Genomic DNA, 14,416 nt, shown 5'->3' with positions numbered 1-14,416 from the left:
CGCCACGCCGTCTCACGAAAAGACTGATATCGACATACAAGGGCGGTGGTCCTGGCCATGGGTACCACTGCACCTTGGTATCGTGCGGCTGATGGGCCGCCCCGTCTCCTTGGACATCGATCGGTGCCTATCGGCAAAACCACCTCGCCGATATCGCGATCTGAACCGCGGAGGTATCCGAACCTACGCCCCCTCACTCCCACTCCATTGTTCGGGGCCAAACCAACCATCTGAATTCATTGCAGAAAATATTTTTCGGACCAGTTATTACCGGCCTAGGACCCGTCAAAAAGCTACACTGCTGATATCGTTAAGGAATTTCCGACGACGTCCGCAAGCCATCTATCGGCTACTATCGGTTCTTCCTGATCCTGTACAGCTCTGACGCCCAAACCCAGATTGCGGCGAAAAGTACCGTCAGCGTTGGCACAACCCGGCGCCTACGCGAACAGGCAAAGTCTGGCTTGCACCGGATCCGACGCCTACCGGAATGACCACCAAGTCGTTGCCTAGCGTATCGTTCGGCATTGCCACTGGCGAGATGCGCCTCCGACGCAGCAAATTGGCCAACAGCTTTCTCGGCCTGGTCCATATCGCCACCGCTCGATACTGGCTCAAATTTGTTCACACACGCCTTAGCTTGCATCATACCGGACGCGAGCGTCCTGGATGTTCTCCTGACTGGCGTATGCCCACGTGACGAGACCCATTACCGGCGCAAGAAGCGTCCGCCCCACCTCCGTCAGCTCATAATCCACGCGCGGCGGAATAGTGGGGAACAATGTCCGCTTCACCAACCCGTCGCGTTCCAGTCCGCGCAAAGTGATCGTCAGCATCCGCTGCGAGATGCCGTCGATCCGACGCCGCAGCTCATTGAACCGAACTGGTCCATCTTTGAGCGTTGCGATGATGTACAGGCTCCATTTGTCGCCGACGAGATCAAGGATTTCCCGAACCGTCCGGCAGTCGTCCCCTTTGCTGGGGGTAGGAAAATCAATGTCACCAAGTGTCATCGGAGTGCCTTCTTGCGAGGGACAGGGCAGTCACCTTAATAGTGTTGGTATCAAGAGTTTACTACCCTGTTCACGTCGGAGCAACCATGTCCAACATCCTCCTCGTTACATCGAGCCCTCGTGGCGCCGAGAGCCTGTCCACTCGTTTCGCGACCGAGATCGCCGAAGGCTTCAAGGTTCGCTTGGGCGGCACCGTTTTGACGCGCGATCTGGCGGCTAACCCGCTCCCGCATATCGGCCAAGCGTACATTCAAGGCCGCGTCGCGGCCCCCGAGGCGCGCACACCCGAGCAGCTCAAGGCGGTTGGCCTTGCGCAGGAGCTCGTCGATGAGGTGAAGGCTGCTGACGTGATCGTCTTGGGTTCAGGCATGATCAATTTCGGTCTGTCGTCGCAGTTGAAGGCCTGGTTCGATCACATCACTTGGCCGCGCGTGACCTTTGGTTATAACGAAGCCGGCAGGCCGCAGGGATTGTTGACCGGCAAGAAGGTCTATGTCGTCACGGCCGCAGGCGGCGTCTTCTCAGAAGGCGACTGGGCCGCCTTTGATTTCCAGACCGGCTATCTGCGCCACCTCCTGGGCTTCATAGGCCTGACCGACATCGAAATCGTCCGCGTGGAGGGAACCGTCTTCGGGCCTGAGGCGGCCAAGGCCGCCATCGCCGCCACCGAAGCTCAGGTTCGTTCGGTCTTGGAAAAGGCCGCCTGAAAGCGGAGCGGCCGGCTGCTCAGGCGACCATGCATGTCAGCAGCTAGAGCAGTCGATCCAAGCCAAAGACCACGAGGAAGATGAGATGAAGATTGCTCTCTTTGGAGGGACCGGACCAACCGGAAGACACATTATCGAAGAGGCGCTCCGACAAGGATATAAGCTGTCCGTCTATACGCGCGACGCCGGAAAACTTTCGGCCTTTGGTAGCAAGATTGAGGTCATCGTCGGTGACCTGAACAATCGCGAAGCGATCAAGGCGTGCGTCGCGGGCTCTGACGCGGTGATCAGCGCCTTGGGCCCCAACAGTCTGAAAGCGCGCGAGACACGGCCGATCATGCACGGCGTCGGTACGATCATCTCTGTCATGGAAGAGCTGATCGTTCGTCGCCTCATCCAGATCTCGACGGCCGCCTATCGTGATCCGAAGGACGGCTTCGACCTCAAGTCGCGAGCATTCGTGCTGCTGTTCAAGCTGATCGTTCACAACGCCTATGACGACATCAAATCGACCGCTGAACTGGTGAGCAATTCACGCCTGGATTGGACGCTGGTACGGATTCCCAACCTGAAGGATGGGCCAGCAACAGGCCAAGTGGATGCTGGCTGGTACGGCAGGACGAAGCTTGGCACGAAGCTGTCGCGCGGGAACCTCGCGAAGTTCCTGGTCGATCAGGTCACAGCCAAGGAGTTCGTGAACGCAGCGCCGGGGATAGCCAATCGTAGCTGAGGGCAAAGGGTATCCGCGATCTGCGGGACAGACCCAGGCGCTCGTCAAACGGAAGGAGAAACCTATGCCATCCGAGGGGTTCACGACGGCTGATGTGCCCGATCAGTCAGGCAAGTGCTTCATCGTTACGGGAGCCAATACCGGCATAGGCTTTGAAGTGGCGAGCGCGCTGGCGGCGCGGCGTGCGCGAGTGCTGCTCGCGTGCCGCGACGAGGCGAAGGCGAGAGCCGCGATGAGCCGGATTCGTCAAAAGACTTCGGGAGCTGAGCTCGCGTTCCTACCACTTGACCTGGCGGATTTGGCGAGCGTGCGACGGGCGGCTGAACTGGCCGCCAAGGAGCCGTGTGTCGACGTGCTGATCAACAATGCCGGCGTGCAGGGACCGACGCTCAAGCACACAGCGCAGGGCTTCGAGCAGACGTTCGGCGTCAATCATCTTGGCTGCTTCGCGTTCAGCGCGCTCATGCTGCCGAAACTCATGGAAACGCCCGGATCGCGCATCGTCATCACGAGCAGCGGGCAGCATAAGGGCGCGAAGATCGAATGGGACGACCTTAGCGCTCAGAAGAGCTACAGGTGGCTTCCACGCTATGGCGCCAGCAAGCTCGCGAACCTGCTCTTCGTCTTCGAGTTGGATCGGCGGCTGAGGGCGGCAGGAGCGCCGGTAACGGCGGTGGCCTGCCACCCGGGTCTTGCCGGGACAAACCTCGCCCGCGGCAGCCGGTGGGGCAACATAGTGATGTCGCTGATCGGCTTGCTATTCGCCACGCCCGCCATGGGCGCCTGGGGCGCGCTGCACGCAGCGACCGGACGAGTAAAGCCAGGCGGTTACTACGGGCCGACGGGACTCTCCGGGCTGCGCGGTCCTTCCGGTGAAGGTGTTCCCTCCAAAGACGCGAGGAATCCACAGCTCGCCAAGCGACTGTGGGATGTGTCCGTCAAAATGACCAGGATCGACCCTGACTTGCCCTCCGTCGATGGCCCGTCCTGACTTATGGATGGAAGGCGCTGCAGTCGACGCGAAATGGCTCAATTAATCCAAGACTGTCGGTTCAACGACCAGAAGAATGAGATAATGCTGCAAATCGATCTTTACACCGAGGTCACCTGCCCCTGGTGCATCATCGGGCATCACCGTCTCGACAAGGTCCTGGCGGAACGCTTCCCCGATCTGGACGTGGACATCCGCCAACATCCGGTCCTTCTGCTTCCCGATGCACCGGCCGAGGGCCTCTACATTCCCGATCTTCTCCTCTCGCGCTATGGCGTGACGGATCCGAAGGCGTCGTTCGCCCGGCCGGAGGCGGAAGCGCGGGCATCTGGCCTTGATCTCGACCTGAGCCGTCAGCCCTGGACCTACAGGACGCAGGCAGCGCACGGGTTGATTCTTGCGGCGCGAGCAAAAGGAACGCAGCATCAGTTCGCGGTCGCGATCACCGATGCCCATTTCCTGAAAGCAAGGAACATCTCAGACGCCGATGTCCTCGCTGACATTGCCGTGGCCTATGGGTTCGAACGCGAAGAAGCTCGTGAGATAGCGCTCAACCGCGAGCAACACAGACGTGTCGAGCAGGAGGCGGCCAAATCGATGGCGGCCGGGGTCAGGTCAGTGCCCCACTTTGTATTTGGCGGACGCATCGCCATCAACGGAGGACGCAGCGAAGACGAGATTGCATCGGCTATCCGTGAGGCTGCTGGTGTCGCCGCGTCCGCCTAGCAGCGACCGGGTCACCATCGCAGCGAAACACTCAGGGTTGCGCTCCAATGCAAAAGCGGCCTACAACTTCCGCTCCATCGTCGGCCACAGGGCCATGCTTGCTCAAAGTCGTTTACACGCCTAGCCGAGTGGCGGCTGAAGGCCTACGCTCCGGGTGTCATTAGGTTGCGGCCGCGAGGACAAATTTGGGGATAATGCTAGTTCGTGAATTGTGAGCTACGAGCTTTCGACAGCTATCGAAACGCCTACCTCGCCGAGACCCCGACGCACTATCCTTGAATATCCAAAAGCACGCCCCGTCACTCCCACTCGATGGTGCCCGGCGGCTTGCTGGTGATGTCGTAGGTCACGCGGTTGATGCCGCGCACTTCGTTGATGATGCGGGTGGCCACGCGGCCCAGGAATTCGTGGCTGAAGGGGTAGTAGTCGGCGGTCATGCCGTCGACCGAGGTCACGGCGCGCAGCGCGCAGGCGTAGTCGTAGGAGCGGCCGTCGCCCATGACGCCCACGGTGCGCACCGGCAGCAGCACGGCAAAGGCCTGCCAGATCACATCGTACAGGCCGGCGTTGCGGATTTCCTCCAGGTAGACCGTGTCGGCCTTGCGCAGGATCTCCAGCTTCTCCGGCGTGATCTCGCCGGGGATGCGGATGGCCAGGCCCGGGCCCGGGAACGGGTGGCGGCCGATGAAGGCCTTGGGCAGGCCCAGCTCCACGCCCAGGCGGCGCACCTCGTCCTTGAACAGCTCGCGCAGCGGCTCCACCAGCTTCAGGTTCATGCGCTCCGGCAGGCCGCCCACATTGTGGTGCGACTTGATGGTGACGCTGGGGCCGCCGGTGAAGCTGACGCTTTCGATCACGTCGGGATAGAGCGTGCCCTGGGCCAGGAAGCCGGCGCCGCCGATCTTCTTGGCCTCGGCATCGAAGATCTCGATGAAGGTGGCGCCGATGGTCTTGCGCTTTACCTCCGGGTCGCTGACGCCGGCCAGCTTGCCCAGGAACAGGTCGGCCGCGTCCACATGCACCAGCGGGATGTTGTAGTGGTCGCGGAACAGCGTCACCACCTCATCCGCCTCACCGGCGCGCATCAGGCCGGTGTCGACGAAGATGCAGGTCAGCTGGTCGCCGATGGCCTCATGGATCAGCACGGCGGCGACGGAGCTGTCGACACCGCCGGACAGGCCGCAGATGACCTTGCCGGTGCCCACCTGGGCGCGGATCTTCTCGATGGCCTGGGCCTTGAAGGCGGCCATGGTCCAACTGCCCGACAGGCCGGAGACGGAGAACAGGAAATTGCGGATCAGCGCGTCGCCGTGCGGGGTGTGCACCACCTCAGGATGGAACTGCACGGCGTAGAAGCGGCGGCTGTCGTCGGCGATGATGGCATAGGGCGCGCCCTCGCTGGTCGCCACGATGCGGAAGCCTTCCGGCAGCTTGGCGACGCGGTCGCCATGGCTCATCCACACCTGCTCGCGGGCCCCCACCTGCCACACGCCCTCGAACAGCGCGCAGGGCTCCTTCACATCGACGAAGGCGCGGCCGAATTCGCGGGTCTCCCCCGGCTCGACCTTGCCGCCCAGCTGCTCGCACATCGTCTGCTGGCCATAGCAGATGCCCAGCACGGGCACGCCCTTGGTGAAGACGATGCCGGGGGCGCGGGGGCTGCCCTCTTCCGTCACCGAGGCCGGGCTGCCGGACAGGATGATGGCCTTGGGCCCATAGGCCTGGATGGCCGCCTCGGTCATGGAATAGGGGTGGATCTCGCAGTACACCCCGGCCTCGCGCACCCGCCGGGCGATGAGCTGGGTCACCTGCGACCCGAAATCGAGAATGAGGACCCGATCGGACGTCGTCTCTGTGGCCATGGGCTTGTCCCTATCATTGGGGGTTGCGAGGGTGGCCGCACGCTAGTCCAAGGCACCCCGCCACGGCAAGCGTTGGACAGGCAAGGGGCCCCCGCGCCGAACGCGGGAGAACGGACCGGCCGGATTGGGACCGGCTGGACTTTGGTTTGTTATTTTGCTAAATAACGAAACATAACCCTCCCGTGGAGCATTCATGCGTCCCTTCCCCCGCCGTTTGCTGGCCGCGGCCCTGATCCTCACGGCGCCGACGGCATGGGCCCAATCCCCCGACACGTCCGATACCGAGGTCAGCCTGGAAGACAGCGGCGGTTCATCCCTTTACGGCTCCCTGATGCGACCGGCGGACTGGAAGGGGGTGGCGGTGCTGATGCAGGCGGGGTCGGGCCCCGCGGACCGCGACGGCAATTCCACCCTGCTGACAGTGCGCGGCAATGTGCTGAAGCTGATCGCCCAAGGGCTGGCCGCCGACGGTGTCGCCAGTCTGCGGGTTGACAAGCGCTGCATCGCCAAGAGTGCCGCCGCCTGCCCCGGCGAGGACAAGCTGCGTTTCTCGACCTATGTCGATGACATGGCGGCCTGGGCTCGCTATCTCGCGCGTCAACCCCGGGTGCGCTGCGTCATGCTGCTGGGCCATTCGGAGGGGGCGACCATCGCCACCCTGGCGGCGGCGCAACTGGCCAAGGAGAAGGTGCCGGTTTGCGGCGTGCTGTCGCTGTCCGGCGCCGGGCGGCCCTTCGGCGACATCCGCCTGCAGCAGATCCGTGACCGCGGCGCCCCGCCCGCCATCCTGGACAAGGTGGCGGCGATCGAGGCGGCGCTGAAGGAAGGCCGCACGGTGGAGGATGTGCCGCCGGCCCTGCGAATGCTCTACCGCCCCGCCATCCAGCCCTATGTCATCTCCCAAGGGGCCGTCAGCCCGACGCAAGCGGCGGCGGCCCTGACGGTGCCCCTGCTGGTGCTGCAGGGCGACACCGACCTGCAGGTGACGGTCGATGACGCCCGCCTGCTGGCCCAGGCGCAACCGGCGGCCACGCTGGCGATCATCCCCGGCGCCAACCACATGCTGAAGGCAGCACCGGCCGAGCCCAAGGCCAACATCGCCACATACGCCGACCCCACCCTGCCCCTGGCGCCCGGCGTGATGGAGGCCATCACCGGTTTCATCCACAAGGCGGCGCCGGGGAATTAGCAACCGACCCTTGCGCCCAGGCAGGTATATCCCCATCCATAGCGAAACCGATTGAGGGACCCCGCCTTGGCCGACCTGAGCCCGCTCGACAATCCCGTCTGGAACGCACTGACCATAGCCCACCAGTCCCTTGGGCAGGTCCATGGCCTGGCCGCACGCTATCAGGACGACATTTCCCCCCTCGCCGGCCTGGGCGAGCCCACGGCGGCGGCGCTGACCGACCTGGCGGCCCTGGTGCCATCGGGCCGGGGCATCGGCCTGGTCAGCCCGGCGGCCCTGGACATCCCGCCCGGCGACTGGCAGGTGCTGCGCGCGCGGGAGGTGGACCAGATGGTGTGCGAGACCCTGACACCGCAGCCCGCGATGCCGCTGATCCGCCTGACCGCCGACGACGTGCCCGACATGGTGGACCTGGCCAAGCGGACGGAGCCCGGGCCCTTCCTGGACGGCACCATCCGCATGGGCGCCTATTTCGGCCTGCGCAGCCCGGACGGACGGCTGATGGCCATGACCGGCCAGCGCATGCGCCTGCCCGGCTTGCGCGAGGTCAGCGCCGTCTGCACCGATCCGGATTTCCGGGGCCGGGGCCTGGCCTTGGCCCTGGTCAGCGCCGTGGCCGCCGGTATCGTCGCTGAAGGCGAGACGCCCTTCCTGCACGTGAAGACCGAGAACGAGGGCGCCAAGCGGATCTATGAAAAGCTGGGCTTCCGCGTGCGGCGGGCTGTGCACTTCATCGTGCTGCGGCGGCTCTGACCCTAACCACTCACCCCTCGCTGTACGACGACAGCCGGGCCAGGGGCGCCAGATCCAGCCAGCCGTAGGCGACCTCGGTCAGGCGGGCGCCGGCGAAGGTGATGGGCTGTTCCGCCAGACGACTTCCCCCCAAGCGTTCGTAAAACCAGCGGGCGGGGTTGTCGCGCAGCACCCAGACGCAGGCGGAGCGCATGCCGGAACTCATCAGTTCGGTCGCCATGGCGGCCATCAGGCGGCGGCCGTGGCCCTGGTTCTGGGCGTGGTCGTACAGGTAGATGGCATAGAATTCACCCTCATACCCGCGCATGTCGGTACGCTGGGGGCCGCAGGTGGCGAAGCCCACCACGCCCGTGGCCGGCAGGCCGTCCGCGGCGATGTTCTCCCCCATGGCGACGAAGGTTCGGCGCTGGCGCCCGGCCAGCAGGCCGCGCCAACGCTGAGCATGCGCCTCGGGCGACAGGCCCACCAGGTAATCGTCAGGCAATTGCCCCGGATAGGTCGTGCGCCAGCTGGCGACATGGACGCGGGCGATGGCCGCGGCGTCCGCCACGGTGGCAGGCCGCACCAAACCGATTTCCGCCGGACCGTGAGCCATGCACCGCCCCTCGTTCCCGTTACCGTCCCCACCATCCTGCCGCAGAAGCGCGCGCCCCGCCAGAGGGCGACGCGACAGGATGGTGACAACCGTTCGAAAACCCCGTCGGCGTCAGGCCTCGGCCGCGTCCTCGCCCGCCTCCTCCACCCCTTCCGCCTCGTCAGCGGTGGCGGCACCGGCGGCGGCCTCCTTGCGCACCATGACGGCGGCGAAGAAGCCGTCGGTATCATGGCGGGCCGGGGACAGCGACAGCATGCCGTTGGTGCTGGGCGGGGTGCCCATGCCCTCGGGCCAGGCCTCGGTGATGGGCAGCAGGGTGAAGTCCGGGTGGCTGGCCAGGAAACCGGTCACCTGGTCCTGGTTTTCCTCCGGCAGCAGGGAGCAGGTGGCGTAAACCAGGCGGCCGCCCGGGCGCACCAGGCGGGCGGCGCTGTCCAGGATTTCCGCCTGCAGGGGCAGCAGCTCCGACAGACCGGGGCCCAGCTGGCGCCAGCGGGCGTCGGGGTTGCGGCGCCAGGTGCCGGTGCCGCTGCAGGGTGCATCCACCACCACGCGGTCAAACCGGCCCTTGTGCCGCTTCACCCAGGGATCGCGGGCCGACTTGATGGGCCGCGTCTCGATGTTGTGCAGGCCGGCCCGACGGAACCGCTCCTGCGCGCGCTTCAACCGGCCGTCCAGCACGTCGCATGCGACCACGCGACCCTTGTTGTTCATCATGGCGGCGATGGCCAGCGTCTTGCCGCCGGCGCCCGCGCAGAAGTCCACCACCTGTTGGCCCGGCTGCGGATTGGCGGCGAAGGCCACCAGCTGCGAGCCCTCGTCCTGGATTTCCAGCAGGCCGTCCTGGAAGGCCTTCAGCGTGGCGATGGGGAAGCGGTTGCGCACCCGGATGCCCAGGGCGGAGATCTTGGTCGGCTCCGCCTGCACGCCGGCCTTTGCCAAGGCCGCCAAGGCCTGCTCCCGCGTGCCCTTCACCGGGTTCACGCGCAGATCCATGGGGGCCGCCCCCAGCATGGCCTGCATCTCCGGCACGAAACGCTCGCCCAGGGCATTGCGCAGGGTATCCGCCGCCCAGTCCGGCACCTCCGCCACCACGGCATCAGGCTGCTGCGGATGGTCCAGCGTGTGGGTTTCCAGCGCCTGGATCAGGGCGCGCTCATGCGCCTCCAGCGGTGCCGGCGCGAACTTGCCGCCGTTGAAATGCTCCGCCACGGAAGAGGCGCTGCGGCCCCGGGTCAGCAGCTCATCGGCGATCAGCAGGGCGCGGGCATCCACCGCCGGCTGGCCCTCTCCGCCATAGCCTGACCGGCTCAGCCACCAGTGCAGCCGGGCCCAGCGCCGCAAGATGCCGTAGACCTTCTCGGCCACGTCAGTGCGGTCCTTGGCGCCGATGTAGCGGCGGGCGCGGAAAAAGGCGCTGGCCACGGCATCGGCGGGACGCGGCGTCGCCAGCACCTCCGCCAGAAGGTCGATGGCCGCCTGCAGGCGGGCGGTCGGAGTCATCGCGGAACTTCTTCTTTCTGGAGCGGTCTAAAAACAACAGAGCCGGCTGCGGTTCGCATTGAACGCAGCCGGCTCCGAATATCAAGGCGCGACGCCGCCGGAAATCAACCCGGACGGTAGTTCGGCGACTCGTTGGTGATCTGGATGTCGTGGACGTGGCTTTCGCGCAGGCCCGCGTTGGTGATGCGCACGAAGCGGCAGTTCTGCTGCATCTCCGGCAGGGTGGCGTTGCCGGTGTAGCCCATGGCGGCGCGCAGGCCGCCCACCAGCTGGTGGATCACGCTGCCCACCGGGCCCTTGTACGGCACGCGGCCTTCCACGCCCTCGGGCACGAGCTTCAGGGTGTTGGTGACCTCGGCCTGGAAATAGCGGTCGGCGGAACCGCGGGCCATGGCGCCCACCGAGCCCATGCCGCGATAGCTTTTGTAGCTGCGGCCCTGGTACAGGATGACCTCGCCCGGGCTTTCGTCCGTGCCGGCGAACATGCTGCCCAGCATGGCGACGTCGGCGCCGGCGGCGATGGCCTTGGCCAGGTCGCCGGAATACTTGATGCCGCCGTCGGCGATGACGGGGATGCCGCGCTCACGGCAGGCGTCCACCACGTCCATCACGGCGGTCAGCTGGGGCACGCCCACGCCGGCGACGATGCGGGTGGTGCAGATGGACCCGGGACCGATGCCCACCTTGATGGCGTCCGCGCCGGCGTCGATCAGGGCGCGGGCGGCGTCACCGGTGGCGACGTTGCCGGCGATGACCTGGGTGTAGTTCGACAGGGCGCGGGCGGCGCGCACCTGGTCGGCCACCTTGCTGGAGTGGCCATGGGCGGTGTCGACAACCAGCACGTCCACCTGGGCGTCGAACAGGGCCTCGGCACGGGCCAGGCCGTCCGGGCCGGTGCCGGTGGCGGCGGCCACACGCAGGCGGCCCTTCTCATCCTTGCAGGCGTTGGGGTGCGACTGCGCCTTCTCGATGTCCTTCACCGTGATCAGGCCGATGCAGCGGTAGCTGTCGTCCACCACCAGCAGCTTCTCGATGCGGTTGGTGTGCAGCAGGCGCTTGGCCTCGTCCTTGCCCACCCCTTCGCGCACGGTGATCAGGTTCTGGTGCGTCATCAGCTCCGACACGGGCTGGTGCGGGTTGGTGGCGAAGCGCACGTCGCGGTTCGTCAGGATGCCGACCAGCTTGCCGGCGCCACCGTTCTCCACCACCGGAATGCCGGAGATGCGGTAGCGGGCCATCAGGCCCAGGGCGTCGGCCAGGGTCGCGTCGGCCGCGATGGTGATGGGGTTGACCACCATGCCGGACTCGAAGCGCTTCACCTTGCGTACTTCCTCGGCCTGACGCTCGATATCCATGTTGCGATGGATGACGCCCATGCCGCCGGCCTGGGCCATGGCGATGGCCAGGGCCGATTCCGTCACGGTGTCCATGGCGGCGGACATCAGGGGAATGCCCAGTTCGATGGTCTTGGTCAGCCGCGTGCGGGTGTCCACCTCGGCCGGCATCACACTGGACGCCGCGGGCTCCAGCAGGACGTCGTCGAAGGTCAGGGCTTCGCGGATTTGGAGCGCACGGGTCATGAACCATCTCCCTAGTCGGGCCGGCCATGGGACGTAGGCGGGCCCGGGCGTCAGATACGGGTATGGGACGACCCGTCCGCCCCCACACATGGGGCCGGCCGCGTCATCCAGGGCTTAAGGTTCGATGCACTATACACGCGCTTGCCCGCTTGTGAACCCACCACATATGGGTCAAATCCGCCATGGCAGACTTGCGCGCGCCTCACCCCTCGCGGGGTGGAAAGGTTAAGGATTTAGTCCTCGCCACCCTCGGCGGCGTCATCGTCGCGCCGGGTGGTGGCGCCGCGGAAGCCGGTGGCGACGACATAGGTTTCCGAGCTGTCGGCGCGGCTGGCCGGCGGCTTGGCGTGGCGCACCACGGCGAAGTCGCGCTTCAGCAGGTCCAGCAGGCTGCGCTCCGCCCCGCCCTGGAACAGCTTGGCCACGAAGGCGCCGCCGGGGGCCAGCACCTCGGCCGCGAAGGCGTAGGCCGCGTCGGCCAGGGCCATGATGCGCAGGTGGTCGGTCTTGGGATGGCCGGTGGTGGGCGCCGCCATGTCGGACAGCACCACGTCGGCCGGGCCGCCCAGGGCCGCCTTCAGCTGGTCCGGCGCCTCGGGCAGCAGGAAGTCCATCTGCATGGTGATGGCGCCGGGCACGTCCTCCATGTCCAGGATGTCCAGGCCCACGACCTTGGCGCCGCGCACCTTCTCCACCGCCACCTGGGTCCAGCCGCCGGGGGCGGCACCCAGGTCCACCACGCGGGTGCCGGGCTTCAGCAGGTGATACTTCTCATCCAGCTGCAGCAGCTTGAAGGCCGCGCGCGAGCGATAGCCGCGCTTCTTGGCCTCCGCCACATAGGGATCGTTCAGCTGGCGCTCCAGCCAGCGGGCGGAGGAGACGGAACGCTTGGCCGCCGTCTTCACGCGCACGGTCAGGCCGCGACCGCTGAGTTGGCTACCCGTGCCTTTGGACTTGGTCATGGTGAACACCCGGTTTGGCGGACCGGGCCCACGGCCCCGTCATCTCTCGACATCGATTCGAAGCGGCGCATATTGGTGCCGGCGCCGCCAAAGGCAAGTGAAACCTCAACCTCTCCCGCGCGTGGCAGCCATCAACTCGGTGAGAATGCCCTCGCGCACGCCCCGGTCGGCGATGCGCAAATTCTCCACCGGCCAGCGTTCCCAGATGGCCTCCAGCACGGCGCAGCCGGCGATGACCAGGTCGGCCCGGTCATGGCCGATGCAGGGATGGGCGGAACGGCCGGCATAGTCCAGGCACAGCAGCGACTTGCTGATCGCCCGCGCCTCGTCCAGCCCCAGCCAGGAGCCGTCGACCTGCGACCGGTCATAGCGGGTGAGGCCCAGGCGGATGCCGGCCAGGGTGGTGACGGTGCCGGACGTGCCCAGCATCTGCACCCGGCCGGCCGCGACCTCGCGCCGGATGTCGTTGCGGGCGTCGAAGTCGGCCAGCGCGGCGCCCACCGTGTCCACCATGCCGCGATAGGCCTCGGGCAGCACGCGGTCGCCGCCGAAGGTCTCCGTCAGGCTGACGACGCCCTGGGGCACGGAGACCTGGTCGATCAGCGTGGGCCGGCCCCGGTTGAAGGACAGCCACATGATTTCGGTGGAGCCGCCGCCGATGTCGAACACCAGGGCGCGGGGGATGCGACGGTTCAGCAGGGCGGCGCAACCGGCCAGCGCCAGCCGCGCCTCCTCCTCCGCCGAGATGATCTCGATGCGGATGCCGGTCTCTTCCGCCACGCGGTCGATGAAGGTGCCGCAGTTGGCGGCGCGGCGGCAGGCCTCCGTCGCCACGGCGCGCACGTCGGTGACGCCGCGCCGGCGCATCTTGTTGCCGCAGATCTTCAGGGCCGCCACGGTGCGGGCCATGGCCTCGTCCGACAGGGCGTTGGTGCGGCTGAGTCCCTCCCCCAGCCGCACGATGCGGGAGAAGGCGTCGATGATGCGAAAGCCCTCCCGCCCCGGACGGGCGATCAGCAGGCGGCAGTTGTTGGTGCCAAGGTCCAAGGCGGCCAGAACCGGCCGCCGCACAGGCTCACCCGGGCCAGCACCCCGGGGGGTGCGGGTTTCCGGCAGGGGCTGAACGCCCGTCTCACTCATCGCCGAACCAGCCTTTTCCTTCACATCCAGCGGACACGCCCATCAGGCACGGCCATTGGATGCGCCCCTCGGGGGCATCACCGCCGCCAAGCCGGCAACCCGGTCAGCCGCCCTGGACCGGATGGTCTTCGGGGGCGCCCCGGCGCCGCTGCGGCACACGGGTATCACTCTAGACTATGAGAGCGTCGCCGCACCACCACCCTCGCGCACGCGTCTGCGCCCCGCAATTCGACCATGGATGGGCCTTGCATCCCCCCGTCGCCTCACCGTTCCCAGGCGCCCACCCCGTTGCAGCCTGCTCCTTGCCCCGCTTCCTGACCGGACCGTCAAAAAATTTCCAAGAAAGGGCTACACATCCCCAAAGAGGGGTGTTATAAGCCGCGCCGTCCGACGGACATGGTGGCCAGCGCCACCGCGTTCGTTCTGCTGGGGGATCGTCTAGCGGTAGGACTACGGACTCTGACTCCGTCAACCTTGGTTCGAATCCAAGTCCCCCAGCCAATCTCTTCCGCGACAGCTCCGCTTGCCTGAGCACCGGCGCCGATCCAGGCGCCATCGCGGCCCGTCCTGCTGGGGGATCGTCTAGCGGTAGGACTACGGACTCTGACTCCGTCAACCTTGGTTCGAATCCAAGTCCCCCAGCCAAACGGCTCTGCTGTCCTCCC

The 14,416-nt window shown here is 66.4% G+C and carries 13 protein-coding genes and 2 tRNA genes; 8 read left to right on the top strand and 7 right to left on the bottom strand.

The window, feature by feature from the left end; translation table 11 throughout:
* Positions 1 to 635: 635 nt before the first annotated feature.
* Positions 636 to 1,013: a winged helix-turn-helix transcriptional regulator gene (locus P5F91_RS11935; protein ID WP_277907256.1), complete on the bottom strand. Its 378-nt coding sequence runs from the start codon at positions 1,011 to 1,013 to the stop codon at positions 636 to 638.
* 86 nt (positions 1,014 to 1,099) lie between these two features.
* Here P5F91_RS11935 and P5F91_RS11930 point away from each other — a divergent pair, with 86 nt between their 5' ends.
* The 4 genes from P5F91_RS11930 to P5F91_RS11915 all read left to right on the top strand — a co-directional run bounded on the left by P5F91_RS11930 (position 1,100) and on the right by P5F91_RS11915 (position 4,167).
* On the top strand, positions 1,100 to 1,720 hold the full coding sequence (locus tag P5F91_RS11930) for an FMN-dependent NADH-azoreductase (RefSeq protein WP_088871135.1): 621 nt from the start codon (positions 1,100 to 1,102) through the stop codon (positions 1,718 to 1,720).
* Positions 1,721 to 1,805: 85 nt separating this feature from the next.
* Positions 1,806 to 2,450 carry an SDR family oxidoreductase gene (locus tag P5F91_RS11925; RefSeq protein ID WP_277907255.1) on the top strand — a complete coding sequence of 215 codons (645 nt, stop codon included), beginning with the start codon at positions 1,806 to 1,808 and terminating at the stop codon, positions 2,448 to 2,450.
* Between the two features lie 64 nt (positions 2,451 to 2,514).
* Positions 2,515 to 3,441 (top strand): oxidoreductase, encoded by a 927-nt coding sequence (locus tag P5F91_RS11920; protein WP_277907254.1) that lies wholly within the window; start codon positions 2,515 to 2,517, stop codon positions 3,439 to 3,441.
* Between the two features lie 84 nt (positions 3,442 to 3,525).
* Entirely contained in the window at positions 3,526 to 4,167 is a 642-nt protein-coding gene (locus tag P5F91_RS11915; protein ID WP_277907253.1) for a DsbA family oxidoreductase, read from the top strand.
* A gap of 299 nt (positions 4,168 to 4,466) precedes the next feature.
* On the opposite strand, the gene guaA is transcribed toward P5F91_RS11915, so the two are convergent.
* A complete protein-coding gene (guaA, locus tag P5F91_RS11910) occupies positions 4,467 to 6,029 on the bottom strand; it encodes a glutamine-hydrolyzing GMP synthase (protein ID WP_145609708.1) in 1,563 nt (520 codons plus the stop codon).
* Between the two features lie 193 nt (positions 6,030 to 6,222).
* On the opposite strand from guaA, the gene P5F91_RS11905 reads away from it, so the two are divergent.
* Positions 6,223 to 7,218, top strand: a complete 996-nt coding sequence (locus tag P5F91_RS11905; RefSeq protein WP_145609709.1) for an alpha/beta hydrolase — start codon at positions 6,223 to 6,225, stop codon at positions 7,216 to 7,218.
* Positions 7,219 to 7,284: 66 nt separating this feature from the next.
* A complete protein-coding gene (locus tag P5F91_RS11900) occupies positions 7,285 to 7,971 on the top strand; it encodes a GNAT family N-acetyltransferase (RefSeq protein WP_277907252.1) in 687 nt (228 codons plus the stop codon).
* Between the two features lie 10 nt (positions 7,972 to 7,981).
* On the opposite strand, the gene P5F91_RS11895 is transcribed toward P5F91_RS11900, so the two are convergent.
* The 5 genes from P5F91_RS11895 to P5F91_RS11875 form a co-directional block, all read right to left on the bottom strand.
* On the bottom strand, positions 7,982 to 8,536 hold the full coding sequence (locus P5F91_RS11895; RefSeq protein ID WP_246134285.1) for a GNAT family N-acetyltransferase: 555 nt from the start codon (positions 8,534 to 8,536) through the stop codon (positions 7,982 to 7,984).
* A 141-nt stretch (positions 8,537 to 8,677) separates the two neighbouring features.
* On the bottom strand, positions 8,678 to 10,069 hold the full coding sequence (locus P5F91_RS11890; RefSeq protein ID WP_277907251.1) for an RsmB/NOP family class I SAM-dependent RNA methyltransferase: 1,392 nt from the start codon (positions 10,067 to 10,069) through the stop codon (positions 8,678 to 8,680).
* A gap of 104 nt (positions 10,070 to 10,173) precedes the next feature.
* Entirely contained in the window at positions 10,174 to 11,649 is a 1,476-nt protein-coding gene (gene guaB / locus P5F91_RS11885; RefSeq protein WP_145609712.1) for an IMP dehydrogenase, read from the bottom strand.
* A gap of 233 nt (positions 11,650 to 11,882) precedes the next feature.
* Positions 11,883 to 12,611 carry an RlmE family RNA methyltransferase gene (locus P5F91_RS11880; protein ID WP_277907250.1) on the bottom strand — a complete coding sequence of 243 codons (729 nt, stop codon included), beginning with the start codon at positions 12,609 to 12,611 and terminating at the stop codon, positions 11,883 to 11,885.
* A gap of 105 nt (positions 12,612 to 12,716) precedes the next feature.
* Positions 12,717 to 13,751 (bottom strand): Ppx/GppA phosphatase family protein, encoded by a 1,035-nt coding sequence (locus P5F91_RS11875; RefSeq protein WP_145609714.1) that lies wholly within the window; start codon positions 13,749 to 13,751, stop codon positions 12,717 to 12,719.
* Between the two features lie 427 nt (positions 13,752 to 14,178).
* Between P5F91_RS11875 and P5F91_RS11870 the strand changes: the two genes are divergently transcribed.
* Both P5F91_RS11870 and P5F91_RS11865 read left to right on the top strand, forming a co-directional pair.
* Positions 14,179 to 14,252, top strand: a tRNA-Gln gene (locus P5F91_RS11870).
* Positions 14,253 to 14,322: 70 nt separating this feature from the next.
* Positions 14,323 to 14,396 (top strand) — tRNA-Gln (locus P5F91_RS11865).
* Positions 14,397 to 14,416 lie beyond the last annotated feature (20 nt).

Source organism: Nitrospirillum amazonense (assembly GCF_029594735.1).
Taxonomy (GTDB): Bacteria; Pseudomonadota; Alphaproteobacteria; order Azospirillales; family Azospirillaceae; genus Nitrospirillum; species Nitrospirillum amazonense.
This window is presented reverse-complemented; position numbering and strand designations above follow the sequence as displayed.